The sequence below is a fragment of the Rhodococcus sp. O3 genome, assembly GCF_048897285.1.
Lineage (GTDB): Bacteria > Actinomycetota > Actinomycetes > Mycobacteriales > Mycobacteriaceae > Rhodococcus.
In genome coordinates this window covers 1-25,387 of record NZ_JBMBTE010000023.1, presented here as the reverse complement: position 1 = coordinate 25,387, position 25,387 = coordinate 1, and the positions used below count along the sequence as shown (strand labels likewise).

Here is a 25,387-nt window from a genome sequence, read left to right as displayed (position 1 = left end):
GAGTCGTCCCTCATTCGAACGGGGTGGCGGCGGATCCGCGGAGCACGATGTCGAAGCGGTAGGCCAGTGCCGAGGGGTTCTTGGTCAGCAGGGCGCCCGGATCGGTCCGCTTGGGCGGGTACACGACGGCACCGCTGCCGTCGACGGTGGGCAGTGTCCTCGATGGGCCGAACGATTCGGAGATCGAGTTGTCCGCGTCCAGTTTGGCGACCAGCCGGTCCTGTCCACGCCGGTCCGGGATGGCATTGATCATGCGGTCCATCCGGATCAGCGGGTCGCCCTCGAAGTACATCTGGGTGACGAGGCGGCTCGCGCATCCGGCGCCGAGCACGGAGAAGTGGATGTGGGAGGCGCGCCAGACACGTGCACCGTCCTTGAACATCGCCGGGTACGGGCCGGGGCGGATCGTGACGAACCGGTAGTAGCCGCGGCTGTCGGTCAGGCAGCGTCCGGCACCGTAGAAGTTCGGGTCGAGCGGAAAGCCCGAGACGTCCAGGGAGTCGCGGTATCCGCCGGCGCTGTTCGCCTGCCAGATCTCGACGAGGGCGTTCTTGACCGGGACACCGCCGCTGTCGGTGATGTGGCCGTGCACGATGACCCGAGTGCCGATCGGCTCGGAGACGCCCTGCACGGTGAGGTCGCTGTCGAACGCGCCGAGCTTGAGCTGCCCGAAGGCGGGGCCCGGCCGGTTGTGGAAGAACTCCTTGTCCAGGTGCACCGGTGCCTGCAGGGGCACGCGCAGGGTGCTGACGAGGGAGTTCGAGTCCGCCAGCGGCGGATCGAACGATTCGATCATGATGTTGCCTCCAGTGCTTGTGCGGCGATGTCCCGGATTCCGAGGCTCTCGTCGGCCACGGTGTGCTGTGCGGGGCTGACCCCGCGGTCCATCAGCCTGCGGGCCGTCAGGAACGCGCCCGGGTCGTTGAGGGCCTCCACCGCGACGAGGTCGTCACCGCGGTAGTGCCACAGGGAGAATCCGTTGCCGTCCTCGGCCTTTCGGGTGACGACGGTGTCGCTCTCGTCGAGCAGGCCGACGATCTGCAGTTTCACGTCGTACTGGTCCGACCAGAACCACGGTGCGGGCCGCGGGGGAGTTTCCCTGCCCGCGATGTGCGCGGCCGCGGCCTTCGCCATGAACTCGGCGTTCTGCACCGACTCGAGTCGCCGTCGCCCGCCGCGCCACGCGAAGTTGGCGCAGTCGCCGATCGCGTAGACGCCGGGGGCGCTGGTGCGGCCGAGTTCGTCGACGGTGATGCCGTTGTCGACGTCGAGGCCGGCGTCGGCGGCGAGCTCGGCGACCGGTTCGGCGCCGATTCCGACGAGCACCAGGTCGGCCTCGATGCGGGTTCCGTCCGTCATCACGCCGGCGGTCACGCGTCCGTCCACGCCGTCGAACGAGGCGAGTTCACGACCTTCGACGAATTCGACGCCGTTGCCCAGGTGCACGGACCGGATGTGCTCGGCCGCCTGTTCGCTGACGACCCGCCCCAGCACTCGGTTGCGTTCGACCACCGTGACGCGACGGCCGAGACGTGCTGCCACGGCGGCGAATTCGAGTCCGATGAAGCCGCCACCGAGGACGAGCACCGACTTCGCGTCGTCGAGGGCGCCGGCCAGGGTGTCGGCGTCGGCGAGGGTCCGGAGCACGTGCACACCGGCGAGTCCGCCCACCAGCGCCTCGGGGAGCCTCCGGGCCCGGGTGCCGGTGGCCAGCACGAGATGGTCGTAGCGGAAGCTGGTGCCGGCGTCGGAGACGACGAGGCGCCGGTCGACGTCGATGCGGGCCACGCGTTCGCCGGTGCGCAGGTCGATCTGCGGTCCCCGGGCACGGCCGCCGAGTGCCAGGTGCTCGGGCTGGACCTCGCGCAGCAGGTAGCGCTTGGACAACGGAGGACGCTGGTAGGGGGCGGCCGGCTCGTCGCCGATGACGGTGACCGGGGCCTCGTATCCGGCGGCCCGCAACTGCATGGCGGTGGTGTGGCCGGCCTGTCCGGCGCCGACGATCACGGTTCCGTGGCTCATGGCGGTGCTCACCAGGCGGAGGGCACTTCGACGGTGATGCCGTCGAGCTCGGGCCGGGCAACGATCTGGCAGCTCAGCCGGCTGGTGTCGCGGCGGGGGACCTCGGCGAAGTCCAGCAGGTCGGCCTCGACCGGGGTGGGTTCACCGGTCCGGTGGTCCGACTCGACGTAGACGTGGCAGGTGGCGCACATCATTCCGCCGCCGCATTCGCCGACGATGCCGGGGACGCCGTTGGCGACGGCTGCTTCCATCAGGTTGATGCCGTCGGCGACATCCGCGGTGATGCGCTCGCCGTCGGCGATCCAGGTGACCTCAGCCATTTTCGGAACCTCCAAGGCGGACCTTCAGACTCTGGGGGCCGCGGTGGGCCATCGTCCTGGTCCATTCGAGTTGTTGTCCCTTCACCAGGCTCATGCCGGGGAAGGCGTTGACGAGTTCTTCGAGCACGATCTTCAGTTCGGCGCGTGCGAGGGGTGCTCCCATGCACACGTGGATGCCGTATCCGAAGGACAGATGTTCACGGGAGTTGCGGCGGTGGATGTCGAAGACCTCGGGACGTTCGAACCGGGCCTCGTCGTGATTCGCCGAGGCCAGGCTGAGCAGGATCTTGCCGCCGGCCGGGATGGTCACGCCGCTCAGTTCGACGTCCTCGAGCGCGGTACGCCGCCAGGTCATGACGGGCGTGCTGTGCCGCAGGACCTCTTCGATCGCGCGGGGAATCAGCGAGGGGTCCGCGACCAGTTCCTCCCAGGCCTCACGATGCTCGAGCAGAGTGAGGACGCTGATGGTCAGGCCGTTGGTGACGGCCTCGTGACCGGCCAGCAGCAGCGCGAAGACGAGGCAGATGATCTCGTTCTCGGTCAGCACGCTGTCGTCGCCGTCACGCAGTTCCAGCAGCTTGCTGGGGTAGTCGTCGCGCGGGTCGACCTTGCGGTCCTCGACGATCTCCCGGCAGAACTGGAAGAAGTTGTTCAGCTCGTGGCCGGCGTCGATCATTTCCTGGTCGGTGAGCTTGCCCCAGATCATGGTGGCGCGGTTGAGCGCCCAGCGCTTGATCTGCAGCGGGTCCACGTCGTCGACGCCGAGCAGCATGAACACCACGCGCGCGGGCATCTCGTGGGTCAGTTCGGCGACGATGTCGACCTCGTCCTCACCGCGTGCGACCTTCTCGCGCAGGCCTTCGACGTACTCCTGGACCAGAGCGCGGACGCGGGGTTCGAAGTCGCGGTAGCGCCTGGGGTTCAGGAACTGGCCCGCACTCTGCCGGATCCGGGAGTGCCGGGGGCGGTCGGTGTTGGACTGCACCGGCTCCACCGTGAAGTTGTTGTCCGCGAGGAACCGGGTGAGCTCCTCGGGGTACGGCTTGACCGAGGACAGCACGTTCGCGGCCGAGAACCGGTCGGCGTCCTTGAACACCGCGAGGACGTCCTCGCGCCTGGTCACCACCCAGTAGTCGGTCTCGGCGTTGTAGAAGACCGGTGCCTCGCGGCGGGCGCCGAGGAAGAACTCGTAGGTGCCGTCGTGATCGAACGGCTTGAATCCGCTGGTCACGGGGCACTGTGCGGCGGCGGCGGTGGGCTTCTCGTCGGTGACAGTCATCCGTCTGCACTTTCTCCCGTCGGTCGTGTGTGACCGTGCTCGAGGTCACATTCGACCGTAGTTGTTGTTTTGTCAACAGACGGTCGAAGTGTGTCCAGAGTTTGATGATTTGTCAACAACTCCCCGGAAATCCGAGGACGGACGCGACTTCGCGGGAGAGCGTGTTGACAAGTCAAGAGTCTTCCGTCACCGTTGTGGTCCAGGTCACCGGACTCCGCCGAACCGATTCCGTGAGCGCAGTCCCGTCCTGGGGCCGGCGCTCCGTTGAAACCGGATTGCGGGCAGTGGCTTTCATAAACGACTCTGTCGAGAGGACTCCTATGGGAGCGAATCGGACTCCTGAACTCGCCGAAGCTTTCGCGTCGGCGGGTAGCACTGCGCCGGCAGGCATGGACCGGGAACGGCGACGCGTCGCGTATGCGACGCTCGTCGGCACCACGGTCGAGTGGTACGACTTTCTTGTCTACGCGCAGGTCGCTGCCCTGCTCTTCGGCAATCTGTTCTTCAGCGGTCTCGGCGAGTGGAGCCAGCTCACCGCGCTGGCGACCACCGGCGTGAGTTTCGTGTTCCGGCCACTCGGGGCGATCATCAGCGGATACCTCGGTGACCGTTACGGCCGCCGCCTCGTGCTGGTGCTCACGCTGGCCCTGATGGGTGTATCGACCGTCCTGGTCGGTCTGCTGCCGACGGCCGCGTCGATCGGTATCGCGGCTCCGATCCTGCTCATTCTGCTGCGGTGCCTCCAGGGGCTCTCCGCGGGCGGCGAGTGGGGTGGCGCGGCGATGCTCGCCGTCGAGCACGCCGAACCCGGTCGCCGCGGGCGCATGGGCTCCTTCCCCCAGATGGGCATGCCGCTCGGCATGATGCTGGCGATCATCGTGATGGCCGTCCTCAACGGCGTGCTGGGCAAGGAAGCGTTCGACTCCTGGGGCTGGCGTCTGCCGTTCCTGTTCTCGGTGGTGCTGGTCCTCGTGGGTCACTTCGTGCGGTCCAGGGTTTCCGAGTCGCCGATCTTCGCGCAGCTCGAGGAATCGAACGCCACGGCGAAGACCCCGCTGCGGGAGCTTCTCGGCAACCACTCCGGCAAGGTCTTCCTCGCGGCCGGCACGCTCGTGGGCAACATCGCCGCCGGGTACATGATCGTCGGTGGTTTCGTTCTCGCGTACTCCACCAAGACACACGACCTGCCCCGCAACCACGTGCTGATGTGGCTCGTCGCGGCCAGCGCGGTGTGGATCGCGTGCACCTACCTCGGGGCGTGGTGGAGTGATCGCGCCGGTCGCCGGGTCGTCTACCGCACGGGCTACTTCCTGCTGTTCGTGATGCTCGTGCCGCAGTTCTGGCTCCTCAGTGGGGGTTCCGAGCTCGGTACCGGCGTGGCGCTGCTGACGCTGGCCGCGCCGCTGGGTCTGACCTACGGACCGCAGTCGGCTCTGTTCGCCGAGATGTTCCCGGCGAAGATCCGGCTCTCCGGGGTGTCGCTGTCCTATGCGGTCGGTGCCGTGCTCGGTGGAGCCTTCGCGCCCACGATCGCCGAGGCGCTGACCAAGAGCTTCGGCTCGGTCATGGCAGTCGCTCCGTACCTGATGGGCATGGCCCTGCTCAGCCTGATCGCCGCATTCCTCATCCCCGAGCGCTCCAAGGAGCCGCTGCCCACCCACTGAGTGCAGCGGCAGTTCACGAAGCACGGCCGGCGTCGGCGGCGTGGACCTCGGGTCCCGTCGTCGGCGCCGGCGTGCCGTTTTCCGGCAGGCCTGCGGAAGGGCCGACCCTGTGGCGTCGAGCCACATCCATCGCAAACGTGGTGTTGACAACTCAACAACTCTCTCGACAAGATGCGTGTTGACAAAACAACAACTTGTGACGGGGTCGTGCAATGCGTCGGCGCCCGGGCCGCAAGTCGTAGGAGGAAGCTGTGGAGATTCAGCAGAGCAAGGAAGCGGGAAGTCCGCTCGGAATGCTTCCGGGACTGAAAGTCGTGGAGATGGGCCAGAACCTGGCCGCTCCGTACGCTTCGTTGATCCTCGGTGACCTGGGCGCCGACGTCGTCAAGGTCGAGAAGCCCGGCGGTGACGACGCCCGCGGATGGGGCCCGCCGTTCGTGGGGGACAGCTCGGTGAGCTTCCACATGATGAACCGCAACAAGAAGTCCGTGGTTCTCTCCCTCGATGACGAGAACGACTACAAGGCGTTCCTCGATCTCATCCGCGATGCCGACGTCTTCGTCCACAACCTGCGCCCCGGCGTCGACAAGAAGCTCAAGGCCGACGCCGACACGCTCATGGCCGTGAACCCGCGGCTGATCTATTGCGGGATGTCGGCCTTCGGTCACGCCGGCCCGATGGCCGATCGTCCCGGCTACGAGCCTCTCCTGCAGGCTTTTTCGGGCATGGTCGCCATCAACGGTGACCCGAGCGGACCGCCCTCGCGGGTCGGCCCCTCGGTGGTCGACCTCGGCACCGGCATGTGGTCGGTCATCGGTGTGCTCTCGGCACTCCTGCAGCGTCAGGTCACCGGAGTGGGCAGCGAGGTCAAGACCTCCCTGCTGGAGACCGCCGTCAACTGGGCAGGTCGCCACATCGCCGATTACGGTGCCACGGGCAAAATTCCGCCGCGCGTGGGCACCGGCCACAACTCGCTCACGCCCTACGGGGCGTTCGAGGCGTCGGACGGCCCGTTCATCATCGCGGCCGGCAACGACCGACTGTTCGCCAAACTGGCCGGGGCACTGGGCCATCCGGAGTGGCCCGAAGATCCGCGCTTCACGACCAACGCGGCCCGCACGGAGAACCGTCCCACGCTCCTGCCGCTGATCTCCGAGATCGTCGCCGGTGCCACCGTCGCGGAGTGGATCGAGCGCCTCGAGGCGGCGGGAGTGCCCTGCGCACCGATCAATTCGATCCCGCAGGTCCTCGAGCACCCGCAGACCGCGGCGATGCAGATGATCCTCGACACCGACGACGAGCGGCTCAAGCTCACCGGACTGCCGCTGAGCATCAACGGTGCCCGGGCAGGTTTCGGCACCGAGGCTCCGGCGCTCGACGCGCACCATGACGAACTGGTCGACGGCGCAGCCGCGACGAACACGGGAGAAGTCAAGTGACCCAGGCAGTGACACACATCGCGACCTCCGACGAGAAGTCGGTCACCGTCCGCGGCAAGGACCTGTGCGAGGAGCTCATCGGCGAGCGCACCTTCACCGAGATGATCTACTTCCTGTCCGTCGGGCGGATGCCGTCCACCGCCGAGGCGCGTGTCCTCGACGCCTGCCTGGTCACCCTGATGGAACACGGCTGGGTCCCGACCTCGATCGTCACCCGCCTGGTCGCGGACAGCGTCCCCGACGACGTGCAGGTCGCGATGGCCGCCGGTCTGCTCTCCGTCGGCCCGGTCTTCGCCGGCACCATGGAAGGCTGCGCGGAAATCCTCGCCGAAGGCATCCGCAGCGGTGAGGACCCGGACGTGTACTGCAAGCGGGTCGCCGAGGAGTATGTCGGCACCAAGCGGCCGGTCCCGGGATTCGGGCACCGCCTGCACAAGCCGGACGATCCGCGCTCGATCAAGCTGCTGCGTGTCGCCGAGGAGAACGGGCTCAGGGGCCGCTACGTCGATCTGCTCCTGACTCTGAGCCGCGAGGTCGACGCCGCCCGCGGTGGCCGGCACCTGACCATCAACGCCACCGGCATGATCGCCGCGCTGTTCCTGGAGATCGGAATCCCGCTGAAGGCGGGCCGCGGCATGGCCGTGGTCTCGCGCGCCGGCGGTCTGCTCGGTCACGTGGTCGAGGAGTTCAACGAGCCCTCCGCGCGGAAGATCTGGCAGCTCACCCGGGAAGGCATCCCGTACTCGGCACCGGAGGAGACGCAGGCATGACCGCCGCGTCGACCGATCGGTACTCCTCGGCCGGGGTGCTCGCGCTCTATCGCGAGCACGACGGAACCCTGGCCGATCTCGTCCGCAGCCGCGCCGAGACCGATTCCGGGCGCGAGATGCTCGTGTGCGGCGAGCGGTCCCGGTCCTGGGCGCAGGCCCTGGACGCGGCCGGCCGTCTGGCCGCCTACCTGCACGGCCGCGGTGTCGTCGCCGGCGACCGCGTGCTCGTCATGGGCCGCAACAGCGACTGGCACGTGCTCGCGTTGCTCGCCGCCGCGGGGCTCGGTGCCGTGTTCGTCCCCGTCAACCCGGATTTCAAGGTGGAGGAGGCGGCCTACGTCCTGCGCCAGTCGGGTGCCCGGGCCGTCCTCTGCGACGAGGTCGCCGCAGCGACCGCCGAGGCGGCGCGCGCCGAGGTCGACGAGGACGTCTGGATCGAACGGCTCGGCGAGCACCTGCTCACCGCAGAGCCGACGACGCTCGGTGGCGACCCGGAGGCGCCGTGCGTGATGATCTACACCTCCGGAACCACCGGTTTCCCCAAGGGCGTCCTGCACTCTCAGCAGAGCGTGATCGCCGCGGGGGAGAGCTTCGTGGAGCGGGTGCGGCTGCAGCCGCACGACCGGGTCCTGGCGATCCTTCCGCTCTTCCACGTCAACGGACTGCTCTACTCGGTGGCGGGCGCGCTCGCCGCGGGCGCGACGCTGCTGGTGGAGCCGAAGTTCTCGGCGTCGAACTTCTGGACGACCGTGACGACGCTGCGCGCGACGCAGGTCAACATGATCGAGGCGATCAGCGCGATCCTGCTCAACCGACCCGAGAGCGAGTACGTTCCCGAGCACGGGCTGCGCAAGATCTACGGGATCCGGCAGGCGAGCATGCAGGCCTTCCGCGACCGGTTCGGTGTGCCGCACCTGGTGGGCGGCTACGGCATGACGGAGATCCCCGGCATCCTGAGCACCCCCTACGACGGCGAGACTCCGAAGGGCAGCATGGGCCGGTTGTGCCGGCATCCCGATCCCGCGAGGCCGTGGGCCAAGTGCCGGATCGTCGACGACAACGGCGCCGACGTCCCCGACGGAACGGTCGGCGAACTGTGGGTGAACACGCCCATCGTGATGCTCGGCTACTTCCGTGAACCCGAGCAGACCGCCGATTCCTTCGACGGCGACTGGTTCAAGACCGGCGACCTCGTCCGCCGCGACGAGGACGGATGGTTCTACTTCGTCGCCCGCAAGAAGGACATCATCCGCCGGCGCGGGGAGAACATCTCCGGCGCCGAACTCGACCGGGTCGTTGCCGAGCATCCGGAGATCGTGCTCGCCGCGGCTGTCGGCGTGCCCTCCGAAATGGGTGACGACGACATCCTGCTCGTGGTGACCAGGCGAACGGATTCGCAACTGACAGAACAGGAAGTCGCCGACTTCTGCAGCACACGACTGGCCCGGATCAAGCGACCGCGCTACGTCGTGTTCACCGACGACATGCCTCTCACCCCCACCGGAAAGGTCGCGAAACACCGGTTGCGCGCGGACGCCACGCTCCGCGACTGCGCCTGCGAAGTCGACCTCGTAACCGCCGAACAGTAAGCCCGCACCGTCGTCGGTGACGACGCGCAGCCACCCGTCGAACCGGTCAGCGTGACCGACGGTGGCCACAGAAAGGACCGAGCAATGACCGAGACCCTCGCACCACGCACCGCATCCTCCGTCTGGGACGACCCGATCGGCCGGATCCACGAATTCCTGGTCGGCGACTTCACGTCCTCGCCGCTGGTGCAATGTGCCCGCGACCTCGTTCCGGCGCTGAAGGAGCGCGCGGCACGCCAGGCGCAGCAGGACCGCATCCTGCCGGAGACGATCGAGGACATGCAGCGGGCAGGGTTCTTCCAGATGCTGCAGCCGCGTTCCCACGGCGGTTTCGAACTGTCGCCGATCGAATCGTTCGAGGTGACTTCGATTCTCGCGGAGGGAGATCCGTCCGTCGGCTGGGTCCTGGGCGTGGTCGCCATCCACCACTTCCACCTCGGCTTCTTCGACGAGCGTGCCCAGTCGGACGTCTGGTCGACGGACCACACCACGCTGGTCAGTTCGCCGTACGCGCCGCAGACCGCGAAGCGGGTGGACGGCGGCTACCTCCTGTCCGGCCGCTGGTCGTTCTCGTCGGGCAGCGACTACTGCGAATGGGCGCTGCTCGGCGCGAACGTCGAAGGCGAGCCGACCCCCGGACCCGGACCGCTGGGCAGCCACGTGCTGCTGCTCCCGCGCAAGGACTACGAGATCGTCCACAACTGGGACGTCTCGGGTCTGCGCGCCACGGGCAGCAACGACATCGTGGTCGAGAATGCCTTCGTCCCCGACCACCGCAGCCTGACCTGGAACGAGGTGCACGACGGAACGGCACCGGGCCTCGCGCTCAACGACGGGCTGCTGTTCAAGCTCCCGTTCTTCCAGGTCTTCTCCCGCGCCACCCAGGCGCCCACCGCGCTCGGCGCACTGAAGGGCATGGCCGACGCCCTGGCCGACTTCATCCGGAGCAAGGGACGCAAGGGCGTCGACCCCGCCGCTGCCCTCGCACTGGCCGAGGCCTACTCGTTCATTTCGGAGGCGAAGGGACGGCTGTACGCGAACTACGGCGCGGTGATCGCCGAAGCGACCGGCGGTGCCGCGGTCTCGCCCGAGCGGCTCGAGGAGTTCCGGTTCCAGTCGGCGTACATCCCCGCGCGCGCCGCTCGGTACGGTACCGAGCTGTACCGCGTCGCGGGTGGCACCGGCATCTACAACACCCGGCCGTTCGGCCGGTACCTCACGGACCTGATGGCCACGCAGACCCACGCCATCAACAACTTCCAGGCCCGGGCGATGGACTGGATGGGTCCGCTGCTCGACACCACGGGTTCGTTCGTCCCGAAGCCCGACGGTGTGGTGCCGAACGCGATTCGACGCAGCTGAGTCTTCCGGTGTAACCGAGTCGTCCGGCGACACTGCTCGGCCCGGGCACCGATACGGTGCCCGGGCCGATCCGCGTTTCGGTGGTCCGTCTATTCGCTCAGTCCGTCCAGGTTCTCCCGGAAGCGCCGCAGCATTTCGTTGAACTTCTTGATCTCCCGCGGTGTGAAGCCCGAGAGCACCTGCTTCTGGCGAGCGAGCACATCCTCGAGCATGCGGTCGTGCAGCTCGTACCCCTCCGGCGTGAGATGCCACAGGCGGCTCCGCGGATTCGTGCCGTTCGCCTTCGCCTCGGCCAGGCCGAGCTTCTCGAGCTTGCTCAACGCGCGGCTCACGGCGCCCTTGTCGTAGCCGACCGCGGGGCTGGCCGCGGTCACCGGGACATCGGGTTCCTTGCACAGCATCACCAGCATTCGCCACTCCATCGCGCTGATGCCGAAGGTGTTCTGGTAGTGCCGGGAGGCGCTGCGGTTGAAACTGTTGGCGGCCCACACCAGCAGGACCGTCGGATTGTTGTCGAGATTGAGCGACTTCGAGCCGGAGCCGTCGCTGCGCTCGACGTCCTCGACAAAGAATTCATCGAGCGCGTCGGCCATGCGTTGCCCTTTCGGTTTCGGCTCGAACCGACAGATCTCGGTGAACCGGACAGGAATAAGTTCTTGTTTCGTCAACAGTCTAAGGGCATTTCGGCGGTTGCCAAGACCTTCGCAGCTGCTTTCCCGCCCGAAGTGCCGGGTGAGTGAAGTCACCGGTCCTCGCCGGCGACCTCACCGCCGCGGCCGGGACAATGGACTCCCGTGACTCTCACCGACATCGCGCACCCACCCACCGGGTCCGGAACCGTCCGCAGCCGCGCCCTCGCGATATTCGCGCTGGCGTTGGGTGGCTTCGGAATCGGCACCACCGAATACGTCGCGATGGGCCTGCTCCCCGAGATCGCCGCCGACCTCGGTATCACCGAGCCCACCGCCGGCCACACCATTTCCGCGTACGCGCTCGGCGTCGTCGTCGGCGCACCCCTGCTCGCGGTGCTCGCCGCCCGCGTGCCCCGCAAGACGCTGCTCGCCGCCCTGATGGCGATCTTCACGCTCGGCAACGCCGCCTCGGTCGCCGCCTCGGGCTACGGGCTCCTCGTCGCGGCTCGTTTCCTCGCCGGCCTGCCGCACGGGGCCTACTTCGGGGTGGCCGCGCTGGTCGCCGCGCACCTCGCCGGTCCCCAGCGCCGCGCCCGGGCCGTCGCCCAGGTGATGCTGGGCCTGTCCGTCGCCAACGTCGTCGGTGTGCCCGCTGCGTCGTGGCTCGGGCAGGCCCTCGGCTGGCGGACGGCGTTCGGCCTCGTGGTCGTCATCGGTGCCGCGACCGTCGCGGCCATCACCGCCTGGGTTCCGAAGGTCTCGATGCCCGTCACCAACCCGATCACCGAACTCGGTGCGCTGCGGCGACGGCAGGTGTGGCTGACGCTGATCGTCGCGACCGTCGGTTTCGCCGGGTGCTTCGCCGTCTACACCTACCTGGCGACCACCCTCACCGACGTCACCGGCGTCGCCCGCTCGACGGTCCCGATCGGGCTGGCCGTGTACGGCGCGGGCATGGTCGCGGGCAGTCTCGCCGGCGGTCGCATCGCCGACCGTGCGCTGATTCCCGGCCTGATCGGCGGCATGCTCGTCTACGCCGCGCTGCTCGGGCTGTTCGTCGCCGGCGCTCACCGGCCGGTCGCCGCGTTCGTGCTGCTGTTCCTCATCGGCGCGACCAACGCCTCACTGATCCCGGGGCTGCAGACCCGCCTCATGGACGTCGCCGCCGACGCCCAGTCCCTCGCGGCGTCCCTGAACCACGCCGCGCTCAATGCCGCGAATGCGCTGGGCGCGTGGCTGGGGGGCCTCGTCATCGCTGCCGGGTTCGGTTACACGGCCCCCGCCGCGGTCGGATCCGTGCTTCCGCTTGCAGGGGTCGCGGTCCTCACATTCTCCGTCCGCCTCGACACCGTCCCATCGGACCGGATCCGACGACTGCGTCGGTTACGGTGACCGGCGTGCCTCGCATCATCACCACCGTCAACGTCAACGGCGTGCGCGCCGCGGCCACCAAGGGCCTGCTCGAATGGCTCGAGGGGTCGGCCGCGGACATCGTGTGCCTGCAGGAGGTCCGCGCGACCGAGAAGCAGTTCCACGCGGCGATCGCGCCCGCCCTCGCCGCCGGATGGCAGGTCGTCGGCGCCGAGTCCTCCGCGAAGGGCCGGGCCGGTGTCGCGATCATGTCCCGGGTTCCCGCGGACGCGGTCCGCGTCGGCTTCGGCGACGAGAGCTTCGCCGACACCGGCCGGTACCTCGAGGCCGACTTCGGCGACCTGACGGTCGGGAGCCTCTACCTGCCCACGGGCGAGGCGGAAACCCCGAAGCAGGACGAGAAGGAACGTTTCATGAAGTCGCTCGCGGCGTATCTGGGGGACCGCGCCGCCGAGGTCGTCGCGGCGGACCGGCACATGCTGGTGTGCGGCGACTGGAACATCGCGCACACCGAACGGGACATCAAGAACTGGAAGGGCAACATCCGCAAGTCCGGATTCCTGCCCCACGAGCGCGAATGGGTCGGCGATCTCCTCGCGACCGGTCAGTGGCGCGATGTCGTGCGCGAGCACCACGGCGATGTCCCCGGCCCGTACTCGTGGTGGTCGTACCGGGGCAAGGCCTTCGACACCGACGCGGGCTGGCGGATCGACTACCACCTGGTGACCCCGGCACTCGCCGACCGGGTGACCGCGGCCCGCGTCGAACGGGCCGCGACGTACGCCGAACGCTGGTCGGACCACGCGCCGGTGACGGTCGAATTCCGGTGAGCCGGCACTGCAGGTCCGCCCTGCTCGCGCTGCTGTCCGCGATCGTCGCGCTGGTCGTCACTGCCTGCGGAGGCGCGGCCACCGACACCGGCACGACCGTCGCGCCGCTGCTGTCCGTTCCGTCCGGGACAGCCCAGCCGTCCGGGTTGGCCCAGCCGTCCGGGTTGGCCCAGCCGTCCGGGATGGCACAGCCGAACGGCGACACCGTCACGTGCGAGCCGGAAGGTCCGATCCCCGACTACGTCTGGGACACCCTCGAGCTCATCGACGCGGGGGACTGGCCACCGGACGACGCCCCGGGCACCCAGGGCGGTCGCCGGTTCGGCAACTACGAGGGCGAGCTGCCCACCGTCGGCGACGACGGGCGACCGGCGGCCTATCAGGAATGAGACGTCAACCGGAAGAAGCCCGGACGCAGCCGCGACGCCGAACGCATCGTCACCGGTGCGGACGGATCGGCGTGGTACACCGCCGACCACTACGAGTCGTTCACGAGGATGTGCTGATGCGAGCCGACCTGACCCTGCTCGAGACCACCCGCGCCGGCGCGGCGGACCTCGAGGAACAACTGCGGCAGGACGGGCGCGTCGTGCACGTGCGCGGCCGGAAGATGACGACCCTCCGGCAGCTGTTCGACGAGTTCGCCGCGGCGCTGCAGTTCCCGTACTACTTCGGTGCGAACAAGGACGCCTTCGACGAGTGCCTGGCCGAGGTCTGCGGCGGCGCCGCTCCCTCGGTGCTGGTGTTCGACGCGCACGAACTGCTCAGTGGTGAACCGGACCAGCTCGCGTGGTTCGTCGCGGTGCTCGGGCAGATCCCGCTGCGGGTGATCCTGCAGGTCCCGCCGCAGTACGCTGCGGCCGTGGCCGAGCGATTCGCCGCGGCCGGACACGGCGACCTCGGTCGCAGCACCGAACCCGGTGCGTGACAGTATCGAGAGCATGTCGAGCACTGCAGATCAGAACGCTACCGCGCCGACCGCCCGGCCTCGGGTGCTGTCCGGCATTCAGCCCACTTCGGATTCCTTCCATCTCGGGAACTTCCTCGGTGCGCTGCAGCAGTGGGTTCCGATGCAGGACGAGTTCGACGCCTACTACTTCATTCCCGACCTGCACGCGATCACCGTGCCGCAGAACCCGAAGGAACTGCGCAAGCGGGTGCTGGTCTCGGCGGCGCAGCTCCTGGCCGTGGGCATCGACCCCGAGAAGTCGGTGCTGTTCGTGCAGAGCCACGTTCCCGAGCACGTCGAACTGTCCTGGGTGCTGACCTGCATGACCGGGTTCGGTGAGGCCAGCAGGATGACGCAGTTCAAGGACAAGTCCGCGAAGCAGGGCACGGAGCACGCCGGGGTCGGCCTGTTCACCTACCCGATGCTGATGGCCGCGGACATCCTGCTCTACCGCGCGCAGAGGGTGCCGGTCGGCGAGGATCAGCGCCAGCACCTCGAACTGACCCGGGACCTCGCGCAGCGTTTCAACAAGCGCTACGGCAAGACCTTCGTCGTCCCCGAGCCGCACATCGTCAAGGGCACCGCGAAGATCTACGACCTGCAGGACCCCACGTCGAAGATGAGCAAGTCGGCCGAGACCGCGGCCGGCCTGATCAACCTGCTCGACGACCCGAAGGTGTCCGCGAAGAAGATCAAGTCGGCCGTCACCGACAACGAACGGGAGATTCGCTTCGATCGCGAGGCCAAGCCCGGCGTGAGCAACCTGCTCACCATCCAGTCGGCGCTCTCCGGCCGCGACATCGACGACCTCGTCGCCGGATACGAGGGCAAGGGCTACGGCGATCTGAAGAACGACACCGCCGCGGTGCTCACCGAGTTCGTGACGCCCCTGCGGGCGAAGGTCGACGAGTACCTGTCCGACGAAACCGAACTGCTCCGGATCCTGTCGAACGGCGCGGACCGTGCGCGCGACGTCGCTTCCCGGACACTTGCCCAGGTCTATGACAAGGTGGGATTCCTGCCCCGCAAGTAGAAGGAGCGTCACGGATGGCCGGCGCGAGCGACGAGAAGAAACCCGGTTTCCTCGATCGGCAGCGTGCAGCCCATCCCTGGCTCGACCACACGATCCGGACCGGGCTGCGCTACCAGGACCACAAAGGCGACTACTACGCCGCCGGCATCACGTACTTCACGGTGCTGGCTCTCGTGCCGATCCTCATGGTGGCGTTCTCGATCGCCGGTTTCGTGCTCGCCGGCCGGCCCGAGATGATCGAGCAGATCCAGGACGCGATCGCCGAGAACATCCCCGGCCAACTCGGCGACACCGTGCAGGACCTGATCGCGTCGGCGATCAACTCGCGCGGCGCCGTCGGCCTGATCGGTCTGCTCACCGCGTCGTACGCAGGGCTCGGCTGGATGGCCAACCTGCGCGACGGTCTCACCGCGATGTGGGACCACCCCCGCGACAAGGGCAACTTCGTGGTCTCCAAACTGCGGGACGGCGCGTCGCTGCTGGGTCTCGGACTCGCCATGATCGTCTCGCTCGGGTTGTCGGCGCTGAGCAGCGGCCCGATCATGTCCAGACTCGTCACGTTGCTGAACATGGAGAACCTCATCGGGATCGGCGTCGCATTGCGGATCGCCGCGCTGGTCTTCGCGCTGGGCGCGACCTGGGCGGTGTTCACGTGGGTGATCGCGCGGCTGCCCCGCGAACCCGTCACCTTCCGCAGCGCCGCGCAGGCCGGTCTGATCGCCGCGATCGGCTTCGAGGTGCTCAAGCAGGCCGGGTCGATCTATCTCGAGATCGTGCTGAACGGGCCTGCCGGCGTCGCCTTCGGCCCGATCCTCGGTCTGCTCATCTTCTCCAACCTGACGGCGAAGCTGCTGCTGTTGTGCACGGCGTGGGCGGCGTCGAAGGAGGAGAATCTGGCCCTGGCGCACGTGCCCGCGCCCGAACCGGCGACGATCACCCCGCGGCTCGAGGTTCACCAGGGTCCCGGGGTGCGGGAGAGTATCGCGCTCGTCGGTGCGGGCATTCTCGGTGGCGCGCTGCTCGGGTCGCGCCGACGCTCCCGGAAATGACCCGACCGGCGGGTCAGCCCGCCGCCTCGTCCCGGCACGCCTCGTAGCCCCCGGCGACGAAGGTCGTCGCGGAGCAGTACACGGCGGTCGGATAGTACGGGCCCATCACCGTCGCGGGGTCGGCACCGGTCGCCTGGGACGCCTGGATGGACTGCGGGTAGAACGCCGGCGTCGGCAGCATGTAGCGCAGGAACAGCACCTTCTTCGGCACCGTCGTATCGCCCCACGGCAGCACGGTCACGGTCGGATCGGCGACCGAGGTGAGATCGGCGGGCGCGGCGACCGCGTAGGTGTAGTAGCCGGACTCGTCGAGCGCGGTCTCGAAATCGGCCGCGCACGCCACCACCGGATAGGGCGAGACCCGATCGTTCTGGCACAGCGACCAATACCGCACCTGCTGATCCGGATCGGTCGCCGGGACACCCGCGCGGGTGTCCGGGAACGTCGGTGCCTTCCCGCGCACGACGACGATCCGGCCCGGCTGGTAGGTCAGTGCCGTTCCGAGATACTTGTTGTCCCCGTTGGGAAACAGACCGGACGAGCTCGCCGGGTTCACGAATACCGTCTCCGGTGTGTCGCCGGGGAACGCGCCGCTCGCGGCACCGGCGATGACCTGATCGAATCCCGCCTGCGCGAGCTGTGAGACGGGGCCGGTGTAGGAGTTCGGGTCGAACGGCTGCTCGCACGGCTGCCGCGGAACGGTCGCCCCACCGACCCGCATCGTCGCCTCGGGCAACGGCACACCGCCGCTGGGGGAAGCGGCGTCGTCGGGCACGTAGACGCGGATGATCAGGAAACCCACGGGGGTGCTCTGGCCGGCCGGCAGAGCCTGAATCTCGTTGCGCGCGTGGTCGGCCGGGCCGGTGACGATGGTGGCGTGCCATTGTCGTTGCGCAGGGGGGAGGGTGCGCGCCGACGCGTCCGTGAACGGATTGCTGCTCCCCGGGTCGGGGCCGATCTGGTTGTCGCGCAACGTGTCCACGGTGTCGAAGTTCGTGCCGTAGGTGTTGAGCGAGAAGTACCGCGCGTACGGGTAGGTGCCGGACAGTTCGATCGAGTCGCCCGGGCCCAGTGCATAGGGCAGCACCCAGTAGGTGGCGTTCACGTCCGGGAACGCGACGTTCAGCACCGTCTCGTTCGACATGAACCGCCACGCGCACAGGGGAGTATCGGCGGTCGCGGCCGGAGGCAGGGCGACCGTGACGGCGGCGCACAGGAACGCGACGAGGGCAACGATCCGGGCGCAGGCCGATCGAGAGCGATTGTCGGACACGGGGACTCCGTTCGTCGCGTCCACGATAGCCGCGGCTCGCCGAAAACGGACCGGGTTTCGGTGAACAAGATCATTCGATTCGGTTACATCGGCCGACAATCGGTTGCATCGGCTGACGCGGTGGCGGATCGGCCGTACTGTCGGGTCCATGAAAGCCGTCCAGTACACCGAGATCGGTGCGGAGCCGGTCGTCGTCGAGATCCCCACACCGTCCCCCGGCCCGGGGGAGGTGCTGCTGAAGGTCACCGCAGCGGGCTTGTGCCACTCCGACATCTTCGTGATGGACCTGCCCGCCGACGGATACGTCTACGGGCTTCCACTGACGCTGGGCCACGAGGGGGTCGGCACCGTCGCCGAACTCGGCGCGGGCGTCGACGGCGTCGCGGTCGGAGATGCGGTCGCCGTGTACGGGCCGTGGGGCTGCGGTTCCTGTCACGCGTGCGCCCGCGGCCACGAGAACTACTGCAGCCGCGCCGCCGACCTCGGGATCACCCCGCCGGGGCTCGGTTCTCCCGGTTCCATGGCCGAGTACATGATCGTCGACTCGGCCCGGCACCTCGTGCCCATCGGTGATCTCGACCCGGTCGCGGCGGCTCCGCTGACCGACGCCGGTCTGACCCCGTACCACGCGATCAACCGGGTACTGCCGCTGCTGGGCCCCGGATCCACCGCGGTGGTGGTCGGTGTGGGCGGGCTCGGTCACGTCGGGATCCAGATCCTGCGGGCGATCAGCGCGGCCCGGGTCGTCGCGCTGGACGTCGACGACGACCGCCTCGAACTGGCCCGCACGGTCGGTGCCGATGTTGCGATCCGGTCCGATGCGAGCGCGGCCGCCGCGATCCGCGAACTGACCGGCGGTCAGGGCGCCACCGTGGTGTTCGACTTCGTCGGCGCGCAGTCGACGATCGACATGGCCCAGCAGGTCGTCGCGATCGACGGGCACATCTCGATCGTCGGAATCCACGCCGGCGCGCACGCGAAGGTCGGGTTCTTCCTCGTTCCGTTCGGTGCCTCCGTCGTCACCCCGTACTGGGGGTCCCGTACCGAGCTGATGGAGGTGATCGCCCTGGCTCGGGCCGGCAGGCTCGAGATCCACACCGAGACGTTCACCCTCGACGAGGGGCCCGAGGCGTACCGGAGGCTGCGGGAGGGCACCATCCTCGGCCGCGGTGTGGTCGTGCCCGGCTGAGCCGCCGGCGGCCGCCGAGCGGACCATCGAACCCGAAACCGAGCCCGAAACACAGAACGCGGGCCCGGACCCCGAAGGGCCGGACCCGCGTTCCGTGGTGCAGTTCCCTGTGACAGGGAGGGTCAGCGAGCGAACAGCAGCGCGCGCTTGACCTCCTGGATCGCCTTCGTCACCTGGATGCCACGGGGGCACGCGTCGGTGCAGTTGAAGGTGGTGCGGCAGCGCCACACGCCGTCCTTGTCGTTGAGGATGTCGAGACGCTCGGCGGCACCCTCGTCACGCGAGTCGAAGATGAACCGATGCGCGTTGACGATCGCGGCGGGGCCGAAGTACGACCCGTCGCTCCAGTACACCGGGCACGACGTGGTGCAGCACGCGCACAGGATGCACTTGGTGGTGTCGTCGAAGCGGGCGCGGTCGGCCTGCGACTGGATCCGCTCGCGGGTCGGCTCGTTGCCCGTCGTGATGAGGAACGGCTTGACGGCACGGAACGCGTCGAAGAACGGCTCCATGTCGACGACCAGGTCCTTCTCGACCGGCAGGCCGCGGATCGGCTCGACGGTGATGGTCACCGGCTTGCCGTCCTTGGGCAGCATGTCCTTCATGAGGATCTTGCAGGCCAGGCGGTTGACACCGTTGATCCGCATCGCGTCGGAGCCACACACGCCGTGCGCGCAGCTGCGGCGGAAGGTGAGGGTTCCGTCGAGGTAGCCCTTCACGTACAGCAGCAGGTTGAGCATGCGGTCGCTGGGCAGCGCCGGCACCTGGAACGAATCCCAGTGCTGACCCTTGCCGTCCTCGGGGTTGAACCGGGCGATCTTGAGGGTGACCATGACGGCGCCCTCGGGAACCGGAGGCAGTTCCGCGGCGACGGCGTCGTTCTTCTCGAGAGTAGTCATCAGTACTTCCGCTCCATCGGCTCGTACCGGGTCTGGACCACCGGCTTGTAATCCAGGCGGATTTCGGAGATCAGATCCTGGCCCACCTTGTACGCCATGGTGTGCTTCATGTAGTTCGCGTCGTCACGATTCGGGTAGTCCTCGCGAGCGTGACCGCCGCGCGATTCCTTCCGGTTGAGGGCGCCGATCACGGTGACCTCGGCCATCTCGAGCAGGAAGCCGAGCTCGACGGCCTCGAGCAGGTCGCTGTTGTAGCGCTTGCCCTTGTCGTGAACCGTGATGTTCTTGTAACGCTTCTTCAGATCGTGGATGTCCTCGAGGGCCTTCGTGAGGGTCTCCTCGGTGCGGAACACCGACGCGTTGTTGTCCATCGACTGCTGCAGGTCGCGACGGATGTCGGCGACGCGCTCCTTGCCGCCCGCGTGGAGGATGCGGTCGAGCCACTCCTCGACGTAGGTCGCGGGGTTCTCGGGCAGCTCGACGAACTCGGTGCTGTTCGCGTACTCGGCGGCAGCGATGCCGGCGCGGCGGCCGAACACGTTGATATCGAGCAGCGAGTTGGTGCCGAGGCGGTTGGCGCCGTGCACGGACACGCAGGCGCACTCGCCGGCGGCGTACAGGCCCTTGACGGTCTCGTCGTTGTTGCGCAGGACCTCGCCCTGAACGTTGGTGGGGATACCACCCATCACGTAGTGGCAGGTCGGGTACACCGGGACGAGCTCGGTGACCGGGTCGACGCCGAGATAGGTGCGCGCGAACTCGGTGATGTCCGGGAGCTTCTCCTCGAGGACGTCCTCGCCGAGGTGCGTGACGTCGATGTAGACGTAGTCCTTGTTCGGACCGGCGCCGCGGCCTTCGAGCACCTCGAGCACCATCGACCGGGCGACGATGTCGCGGGGCGCGAGGTCCTTGATGGTGGGGGCGTAGCGCTCCATGAACCGCTCGCCGTCGGCGTTGCGGAGGATGCCGCCCTCACCGCGGACGGCCTCGGAGATGAGGATGCCGAGGCCCGCGAGTCCGGTCGGATGGAACTGGTGGAACTCCATGTCCTCGAGCGGCAGGCCCTTGCGGAAGATGATGCCCAGCCCGTCACCGGTGAGGGTGTGCGCGTTGGACGTCGTCTTGTACATGCGGCCCGAACCGCCGGTGGCGAACACGATCGACTTCGCGTGGAAGACGTGGATCTCGCCGGTCGCGAGCTCGTAGGCGATGACACCGGTGGCGACGGGACCGTCCTCGGTCTCGGTCAGCGCGATGTCCAGTGCGTAGAACTCGTTGAAGAACTCCACGTCGTGCTTGACGCAGTTCTGGTACAGCGTCTGCAGGATCATGTGGCCGGTGCGGTCGGCGGCGTAGCACGCGCGACGGACCGGGGCCTTGCCGTGGTCACGGGTGTGACCACCGAAGCGGCGCTGGTCGATCTTGCCTTCGGGGGTGCGGTTGAAGGGAAGACCCATCTTCTCCAGGTCCAGCACCGCGTCGATGGCTTCCTTGGCCATGATCTCGACGGCGTCCTGGTCGGCGAGGTAGTCGCCGCCCTTGACGGTGTCGAAGGTGTGCCATTCCCAGTTGTCTTCTTCGACGTTGGCCAGCGCGGCGCACATGCCACCCTGCGCGGCACCGGTGTGGCTGCGTGTCGGGTAGAGCTTGGTCAGAACCGCGGTGCGGGCGCGGGGGCCGGCCTCGATGGCCGCGCGCATACCGGCGCCGCCGGCACCGACGATGACCACGTCATAACGATGTTCCTGCATGAAGTCTTGGCTCCCCTAGCTCGCAACGATGTTGGGGTCGAATGTGAAGATCACGTAGGTGCCCAGGCCCATGATCAGGATCATCGACACTGCGAGGATCGTGTTGAGCCAGAAACGGGTCGAGTCCTTGCGCGAGTAGTCGGCGATGACGGTGCGCAGACCGTTGCCGCCGTGCAGCTGCGCGAGCCACAGCATCGACAGGTCCCAGAACTGCCAGAACGGGCTGGACCAGCGACCGGCGACGAACGCGAAGTTGATGCGGTGCACGCCCTCGTCGAGCATCAGCATGATGAACAGGTGGCCGAGCACGAGGATGATCAGTGCAAGGCCGGACAGGCGCATGAACAGCCAGGCGTAGAGCTCGAAGTTGTTCTTGGCCTGACGACGCGGCGAGCGCGGGTTGTCGAGGCCGGCCGGGCGGTCGTACGCCGTTCCGAGAGTCTTCGCTTCACTCATGTCAGTGCCCCGCAAACATGTTGTAGAAGATGCGTCCGGCCGCGGGGATCATCACCACGAACCAGATCACCAGGATCGTCCAGAGCATGACGCGCTGGTACTGCGGTCCCTTCGACCAGAAGTCGACGAGCATGACGCGCAGGCCGTTGAGCGCGTGGTAGAGAACCATCGCCACGAGCGCCAGCTCCATCAGGCCGACGATCGGGTTCTTGTAGGTTTCGATGACACTGTCGTAGGTCTCGGGGTTGACCCGGACGAGTGCCGTGTCCAGAACGTGGACGAAAAGGAAGAAGAACGTGGCCACGCCTGTGATCCGGTGCAGAACCCAGGACCACATTCCGGGATCTCCCCGGTAAAGCGACCGTGTGCGCCCCGCCGGTGCGGGGGCGGCTTCAGTCGTGCTGCTCATCGAGTGCTGTGCCTCCAACGTCAATGGTGGACGCGTCGAGCCGCTGTAGCCTGTGGGGGATTCCGCAGCACGGGCCCGACGAGAACCTGAACCGACTTGTTCAGACTCTAAACCCATCGGAATCCCGGGAACTAATCTCCTTCGCGATTCGTACCGGCCCGAAATGCTAAGTTAGGTTTGCCTTTCCAACTGTGATCTGGCGCGGTGGGGGCCGCCGAACGTCGTCTTCGCCACCGTGACAGGATGGTCAACCATGGTGGACGTGGAGTGGGAAACGTTGCGCGCCAAGGCACATGAGGCGATGGGGCGTGCATACGCGCCGTACTCGCGGTTCCCGGTGGGGGCCGCCGCTCTCACTGCCGACGGCGCAGTTGTGAGTGGGTGCAATGTGGAAAATGTCTCACATGGGGTAGGACTTTGTGCCGAATGTGTACTCGTCGGTAACTTCGTTTCCGGTGGTGGCGGACGGTTGCGAGCGATCTCCGTCTGCGACGCCCGCGGCGCCGTTCTGATGCCCTGCGGGCGCTGCCGCCAGCTCCTCATCGAGCACGGCGGACCCGACCTGCTCGTCGACACGTCCCGGGGGCCGCGGCCCATGTCCGAGCTGCTCCCCGACGCGTTCGGGCCCGATGATCTTGCGGCCGTGCATCCGACGGGAGGCAATCGTGCCTGACATCGTCTCCGTGATCCGGCACAAGCGCGACGGTCTGGAACTGACCGGCGCCGAGATCGATTGGGTGATCAGGGCGTTCACCCACGACATCGTCGCCGACGAACAGATGGCGGCCCTCGCGATGGCGATCTGGTTCCGCGGCATGACCCGCGCCGAGACCGCCCGCTGGACCACCGCGATGATCGACTCCGGACGGCGTCTCGACTTCACCGGCCTGGGCCTGCCCACCGTCGACAAGCACTCCACCGGCGGCGTCGGCGACAAGATCACGCTGCCGCTCGCACCGCTCGTCGCGGCGTGCGGGGCTGCGGTGCCGCAATTGTCCGGACGGGGACTCGGATACGCCGGCGGCACCCTCGACAAACTCGAATCGATCCCGGGCTGGCGCGCCGACCTCGACACCGTCGAGATGGCCGAGATCCTCACCGATCCGGCGATCGGTGCGGTCGTGTGCGCACCCACCGAGGATCTGGCCCCTGCCGACCGCAAGCTGTATGCGCTGCGCGACGTCACCGGCACCGTCGAATCGATCCCGCTCATCGCCAGTTCGATCATGAGCAAGAAGATCGCCGAAGGGACGGGCGCGCTCGTCCTCGACGTCAAGGTCGGCTCCGGCGCCTACATGACCGAGCTGGGCGAGGCCCGCGAACTCGCGCGCACGATGGTCGAGCTCGGCAGTGACGAAGGCCTGCCCACCGTCGCGTTGATCACCCGCATGGACACCCCGCTCGGGCGCACGGCGGGCAATGCGCTCGAGGTGCGCGAGGCCGTCGAGGTTCTCGCCGGTGGCGGACCGTCCGACGTCGTGGAGCTGACCCTGGCGCTGGCGCGGGAGATGCTCGCCCTCGCCGGGATCGACGGCGTCGACCCCGCCGACCGGCTGAAGGACGGCTCGGCAATGGACCGATGGCGCGCGATGATCGCCGCGCAGGGAGGCGACCCGGACGCCGCGTTGCCCACCGCCGCCTACACCGAGACCCTGCGCGCCGACTCCGACGGCATCCTCACCGGACTCGACGCCATGGCGGTCGGGGTCGCGGCGTGGCGCCTCGGTGCCGGTCGTGAACGACAGGGGCAGGCCGTGCAGGCCGGCGCCGGTGTCGAGTTGCACGCCAAACCGGGGGAGGCGGTGCGCGCCGGGCAGGTCCTCGCGACCCTGCACACCGATACCCCGGAGAAGATCCCCGCCGCGCTCACCACGCTGCAGGGCGGGGTCCGGATATCCGCCGAGGCGTCCGACGGAGGGGCACCCGCCGTGCCCGCCCGGCCGCTCGTCGTGGAGCGGATCTCCGGGTAGCCGACTACCGTCGGGGCATGAACGAGCTGACTGCCCCGCAGGTGCGTACGGCACCGAAGGTTCTGCTCCACGACCACCTCGACGGTGGCCTGCGACCGGGGACGATTCTGGACCTCGCCGACGCATGTGGCCACACCCTGCCTGCCGACACCGAGACCGGGCTGGCCGGATGGTTCCGGCAGTCGGCGGACAGCGGATCGCTCGTGCGGTACCTCGAGACGTTCGAGCACACGGTCGCCGTCATGCAGACCGCCGACGGACTCGAGCGGGTCGCCCGCGAGTGTGTCGAGGACCTGGCCGCCGACGGCGTCGTCTACGCGGAGGTCCGGTTCGCCCCGGAACAGCACCTCGAGTCCGGCCTGACCCTCGACGAGGTCGTCGAGCACGTCCTCGAGGGGTTCCGGTCGGGGGAGTCCGCGGTCGCGGCGGCGGGCGGCCGGATCCACGTGGGGTGTCTGCTCACCGCGATGCGGCACGCGGCGCGGTCGCGTGAAATCGCCGAACTGGCAGTGCGTTTCCGCGACCGGGGGGTCGCCGGGTTCGACATCGCCGGCGCCGAGGCCGGATATCCCCCCAGCCGTCACCTCGACGCCTTCGAGTATATGCGGGCGGCCAACGCGCACTTCACGATTCATGCGGGAGAAGCGTTCGGGCTCCCGTCGATCCACGAGGCCGTCGCGTTCTGCGGCACCGACCGGCTCGGTCACGGGGTGCGGATCGTCGACGACATCACCGTCGCCGAGGACGGCACCGCGACGCTCGGGCTACTGGCGAATTACGTGCGGGACAAGAGGATTCCGCTCGAGCTCTGTCCCAGCTCCAATGTCCAGACCGGGGCGGTCGCCGCGCTCGAGGACCATCCGTTCGATCTGCTCGCGCGGCTGCGGTTCCGCGTCACCGTCAACACCGACAACCGGCTGATGAGCGACACCACGATGACGAAGGAGATGATGCGCCTGGTCGAGACGTTCGGCTACGGCTGGGTCGACCTCGAACGATTCACCATCAATGCCATGAAATCGGCGTTCCTGCCGTTCGATCAGCGGCTCGAGCTGATCGACGACGTCATCAAACCCGGCTACGCGGTGTTGATAGGCGCGTAGCGCCCGGTGTGCCTTTGTGGCGGTGGGA

General features: G+C 68.0%; 25 protein-coding genes and 1 pseudogene. 16 read left to right on the top strand and 10 right to left on the bottom strand.

Going from position 1 to position 25,387, the window contains the following annotated elements:
* Window positions 1-10 precede the first annotated feature (10 nt).
* From ACN675_RS09550 to ACN675_RS09535, 4 genes are read right to left on the bottom strand one after another with little or no spacing between them, the layout of a single operon-like run.
* On the bottom strand, window positions 11-796 hold the full coding sequence (locus ACN675_RS09550; RefSeq protein WP_420750629.1) for a protocatechuate 3,4-dioxygenase subunit beta: 786 nt from the start codon (window positions 794-796) through the stop codon (window positions 11-13).
* Complete coding sequence (locus tag ACN675_RS09545; protein WP_420750628.1) at window positions 793-2,034, bottom strand: NAD(P)/FAD-dependent oxidoreductase; 1,242 nt, start codon at window positions 2,032-2,034, stop codon at window positions 793-795. The genes ACN675_RS09550 and ACN675_RS09545 overlap by 4 nt, the downstream gene beginning before the upstream one ends.
* On the bottom strand, window positions 2,031-2,342 hold the full coding sequence (locus ACN675_RS09540; protein ID WP_420750627.1) for a 2Fe-2S iron-sulfur cluster-binding protein: 312 nt from the start codon (window positions 2,340-2,342) through the stop codon (window positions 2,031-2,033). The genes ACN675_RS09545 and ACN675_RS09540 overlap by 4 nt, the downstream gene beginning before the upstream one ends.
* A complete protein-coding gene (locus ACN675_RS09535; RefSeq protein ID WP_420750626.1) occupies window positions 2,335-3,621 on the bottom strand; it encodes a cytochrome P450 in 1,287 nt (428 codons plus the stop codon). Before ACN675_RS09535 ends, ACN675_RS09540 begins: the two co-directional genes overlap by 8 nt.
* 320 nt (window positions 3,622-3,941) lie before the next feature.
* Here ACN675_RS09535 and ACN675_RS09530 point away from each other — a divergent pair, with 320 nt between their 5' ends.
* The 5 genes from ACN675_RS09530 to ACN675_RS09510 all read left to right on the top strand — a co-directional run bounded on the left by ACN675_RS09530 (window position 3,942) and on the right by ACN675_RS09510 (window position 10,445).
* Window positions 3,942-5,285 (top strand): MFS transporter, encoded by a 1,344-nt coding sequence (locus ACN675_RS09530; RefSeq protein WP_420750625.1) that lies wholly within the window; start codon window positions 3,942-3,944, stop codon window positions 5,283-5,285.
* Between the two features lie 251 nt (window positions 5,286-5,536).
* Window positions 5,537-6,724: a CaiB/BaiF CoA transferase family protein gene (locus ACN675_RS09525; protein ID WP_420750624.1), complete on the top strand. Its 1,188-nt coding sequence runs from the start codon at window positions 5,537-5,539 to the stop codon at window positions 6,722-6,724.
* On the top strand, window positions 6,721-7,494 hold the full coding sequence (locus ACN675_RS09520; protein WP_420750623.1) for a citryl-CoA lyase: 774 nt from the start codon (window positions 6,721-6,723) through the stop codon (window positions 7,492-7,494). The genes ACN675_RS09525 and ACN675_RS09520 overlap by 4 nt, the downstream gene beginning before the upstream one ends.
* Entirely contained in the window at window positions 7,491-9,083 is a 1,593-nt protein-coding gene (locus ACN675_RS09515) for a class I adenylate-forming enzyme family protein (RefSeq protein ID WP_420750622.1), read from the top strand. The genes ACN675_RS09520 and ACN675_RS09515 overlap by 4 nt, the downstream gene beginning before the upstream one ends.
* Before the next feature lie 84 nt (window positions 9,084-9,167).
* A complete protein-coding gene (locus tag ACN675_RS09510; RefSeq protein WP_420750621.1) occupies window positions 9,168-10,445 on the top strand; it encodes an acyl-CoA dehydrogenase family protein in 1,278 nt (425 codons plus the stop codon).
* Between the two features lie 89 nt (window positions 10,446-10,534).
* Here the strand turns inward: ACN675_RS09510 and ACN675_RS09505 are convergent, their stop codons facing one another.
* Entirely contained in the window at window positions 10,535-11,191 is a 657-nt protein-coding gene (locus ACN675_RS09505) for a MarR family winged helix-turn-helix transcriptional regulator (RefSeq protein WP_420750620.1), read from the bottom strand.
* Between the two features lie 48 nt (window positions 11,192-11,239).
* Here ACN675_RS09505 and ACN675_RS09500 point away from each other — a divergent pair, with 48 nt between their 5' ends.
* The 7 genes and pseudogenes from ACN675_RS09500 to yhjD all read left to right on the top strand — a co-directional run bounded on the left by ACN675_RS09500 (window position 11,240) and on the right by yhjD (window position 16,309).
* Entirely contained in the window at window positions 11,240-12,469 is a 1,230-nt protein-coding gene (locus ACN675_RS09500; protein WP_420750619.1) for an MFS transporter, read from the top strand.
* Window positions 12,470-12,474: 5 nt separating this feature from the next.
* Window positions 12,475-13,278, top strand: a complete 804-nt coding sequence (locus ACN675_RS09495) for an exodeoxyribonuclease III (protein ID WP_420750618.1) — start codon at window positions 12,475-12,477, stop codon at window positions 13,276-13,278.
* The gene (locus ACN675_RS09490; RefSeq protein WP_420750617.1) at window positions 13,275-13,667 is read left to right on the top strand and encodes a ribonuclease; all 393 of its coding nucleotides are present in this window, start codon (window positions 13,275-13,277) and stop codon (window positions 13,665-13,667) included. The genes ACN675_RS09495 and ACN675_RS09490 overlap by 4 nt, the downstream gene beginning before the upstream one ends.
* A 24-nt stretch (window positions 13,668-13,691) precedes the next feature.
* Window positions 13,692-13,784, top strand: a pseudogene (locus tag ACN675_RS09485) (ribonuclease domain-containing protein); the annotation flags it as partial.
* Window positions 13,784-14,206: a barstar family protein gene (locus ACN675_RS09480; protein WP_420750616.1), complete on the top strand. Its 423-nt coding sequence runs from the start codon at window positions 13,784-13,786 to the stop codon at window positions 14,204-14,206. The pseudogene ACN675_RS09485 and the gene ACN675_RS09480, both read left to right, overlap by 1 nt.
* Window positions 14,207-14,219: 13 nt before the next feature.
* A complete protein-coding gene (trpS, locus tag ACN675_RS09475; RefSeq protein WP_420750615.1) occupies window positions 14,220-15,260 on the top strand; it encodes a tryptophan--tRNA ligase in 1,041 nt (346 codons plus the stop codon).
* 14 nt (window positions 15,261-15,274) lie between these two features.
* The gene (gene yhjD / locus ACN675_RS09470; RefSeq protein ID WP_420750614.1) at window positions 15,275-16,309 is read left to right on the top strand and encodes an inner membrane protein YhjD; all 1,035 of its coding nucleotides are present in this window, start codon (window positions 15,275-15,277) and stop codon (window positions 16,307-16,309) included.
* Between the two features lie 13 nt (window positions 16,310-16,322).
* Here yhjD and ACN675_RS09465 read toward each other — a convergent pair whose 3' ends face one another.
* Complete coding sequence (locus tag ACN675_RS09465) at window positions 16,323-17,525, bottom strand: hypothetical protein (RefSeq protein ID WP_420750658.1); 1,203 nt, start codon at window positions 17,523-17,525, stop codon at window positions 16,323-16,325.
* A 205-nt stretch (window positions 17,526-17,730) separates the two neighbouring features.
* Between ACN675_RS09465 and ACN675_RS09460 the strand changes: the two genes are divergently transcribed.
* A complete protein-coding gene (locus tag ACN675_RS09460; RefSeq protein WP_420750613.1) occupies window positions 17,731-18,771 on the top strand; it encodes an NAD(P)-dependent alcohol dehydrogenase in 1,041 nt (346 codons plus the stop codon).
* Window positions 18,772-18,893: 122 nt separating this feature from the next.
* Here ACN675_RS09460 and ACN675_RS09455 read toward each other — a convergent pair whose 3' ends face one another.
* Genes ACN675_RS09455 through sdhC form a run of 4 tightly spaced genes read right to left on the bottom strand, consistent with a single transcriptional unit; the run spans window position 18,894 to window position 22,286 of the window.
* Entirely contained in the window at window positions 18,894-19,670 is a 777-nt protein-coding gene (locus ACN675_RS09455) for a succinate dehydrogenase iron-sulfur subunit (RefSeq protein ID WP_197254990.1), read from the bottom strand.
* Window positions 19,670-21,421: a succinate dehydrogenase flavoprotein subunit gene (sdhA, locus tag ACN675_RS09450; RefSeq protein WP_420750612.1), complete on the bottom strand. Its 1,752-nt coding sequence runs from the start codon at window positions 21,419-21,421 to the stop codon at window positions 19,670-19,672. The genes ACN675_RS09455 and sdhA overlap by 1 nt, the downstream gene beginning before the upstream one ends.
* Window positions 21,422-21,436: 15 nt before the next feature.
* On the bottom strand, window positions 21,437-21,877 hold the full coding sequence (locus ACN675_RS09445; RefSeq protein WP_248673205.1) for a succinate dehydrogenase hydrophobic membrane anchor subunit: 441 nt from the start codon (window positions 21,875-21,877) through the stop codon (window positions 21,437-21,439).
* Between the two features lies 1 nt (window position 21,878).
* Complete coding sequence (gene sdhC / locus ACN675_RS09440; RefSeq protein ID WP_420750611.1) at window positions 21,879-22,286, bottom strand: succinate dehydrogenase, cytochrome b556 subunit; 408 nt, start codon at window positions 22,284-22,286, stop codon at window positions 21,879-21,881.
* 253 nt (window positions 22,287-22,539) lie between these two features.
* Here sdhC and ACN675_RS09435 point away from each other — a divergent pair, with 253 nt between their 5' ends.
* The 3 genes from ACN675_RS09435 to ACN675_RS09425 are packed head-to-tail and all read left to right on the top strand — an operon-like array spanning window position 22,540 to window position 25,359.
* Window positions 22,540-22,959 carry a cytidine deaminase gene (locus ACN675_RS09435; RefSeq protein WP_420750610.1) on the top strand — a complete coding sequence of 140 codons (420 nt, stop codon included), beginning with the start codon at window positions 22,540-22,542 and terminating at the stop codon, window positions 22,957-22,959.
* Window positions 22,952-24,256 carry a thymidine phosphorylase gene (locus ACN675_RS09430; RefSeq protein WP_420750609.1) on the top strand — a complete coding sequence of 435 codons (1,305 nt, stop codon included), beginning with the start codon at window positions 22,952-22,954 and terminating at the stop codon, window positions 24,254-24,256. The genes ACN675_RS09435 and ACN675_RS09430 overlap by 8 nt, the downstream gene beginning before the upstream one ends.
* A 17-nt stretch (window positions 24,257-24,273) precedes the next feature.
* Window positions 24,274-25,359, top strand: coding sequence for an adenosine deaminase (locus ACN675_RS09425; protein WP_420750608.1), 1,086 nt, complete (start codon window positions 24,274-24,276; stop codon window positions 25,357-25,359).
* The last annotated feature ends 28 nt before the right edge of the window (window positions 25,360-25,387 follow it).

Excerpts from the sequence above, each read along its gene's own strand:
- ACN675_RS09550 (WP_420750629.1), bottom strand. The coding sequence starts at position 796 with ATGATCGAATCGTTCGATCCGCCGCTGGCGGACTCGAACTCCCTCGTC.
- ACN675_RS09540 (WP_420750627.1), bottom strand. The coding sequence starts at position 2,342 with ATGGCTGAGGTCACCTGGATCGCCGACGGCGAGCGCATCACCGCGGAT.
- ACN675_RS09535 (WP_420750626.1), bottom strand. The coding sequence starts at position 3,621 with ATGACTGTCACCGACGAGAAGCCCACCGCCGCCGCCGCACAGTGCCCC.
- ACN675_RS09530 (WP_420750625.1), top strand. The coding sequence starts at position 3,942 with ATGGGAGCGAATCGGACTCCTGAACTCGCCGAAGCTTTCGCGTCGGCG.
- ACN675_RS09515 (WP_420750622.1), top strand. The coding sequence starts at position 7,491 with ATGACCGCCGCGTCGACCGATCGGTACTCCTCGGCCGGGGTGCTCGCG.
- ACN675_RS09510 (WP_420750621.1), top strand. The coding sequence starts at position 9,168 with ATGACCGAGACCCTCGCACCACGCACCGCATCCTCCGTCTGGGACGAC.
- ACN675_RS09480 (WP_420750616.1), top strand. The coding sequence starts at position 13,784 with ATGCGAGCCGACCTGACCCTGCTCGAGACCACCCGCGCCGGCGCGGCG.
- trpS (WP_420750615.1), top strand. The coding sequence starts at position 14,220 with ATGTCGAGCACTGCAGATCAGAACGCTACCGCGCCGACCGCCCGGCCT.
- yhjD (WP_420750614.1), top strand. The coding sequence starts at position 15,275 with ATGGCCGGCGCGAGCGACGAGAAGAAACCCGGTTTCCTCGATCGGCAG.
- ACN675_RS09460 (WP_420750613.1), top strand. The coding sequence starts at position 17,731 with ATGAAAGCCGTCCAGTACACCGAGATCGGTGCGGAGCCGGTCGTCGTC.
- ACN675_RS09455 (WP_197254990.1), bottom strand. The coding sequence starts at position 19,670 with ATGACTACTCTCGAGAAGAACGACGCCGTCGCCGCGGAACTGCCTCCG.
- sdhA (WP_420750612.1), bottom strand. The coding sequence starts at position 21,421 with ATGCAGGAACATCGTTATGACGTGGTCATCGTCGGTGCCGGCGGCGCC.
- ACN675_RS09445 (WP_248673205.1), bottom strand. The coding sequence starts at position 21,877 with ATGAGTGAAGCGAAGACTCTCGGAACGGCGTACGACCGCCCGGCCGGC.
- sdhC (WP_420750611.1), bottom strand. The coding sequence starts at position 22,286 with ATGAGCAGCACGACTGAAGCCGCCCCCGCACCGGCGGGGCGCACACGG.
- ACN675_RS09435 (WP_420750610.1), top strand. The coding sequence starts at position 22,540 with ATGGTGGACGTGGAGTGGGAAACGTTGCGCGCCAAGGCACATGAGGCG.
- ACN675_RS09425 (WP_420750608.1), top strand. The coding sequence starts at position 24,274 with ATGAACGAGCTGACTGCCCCGCAGGTGCGTACGGCACCGAAGGTTCTG.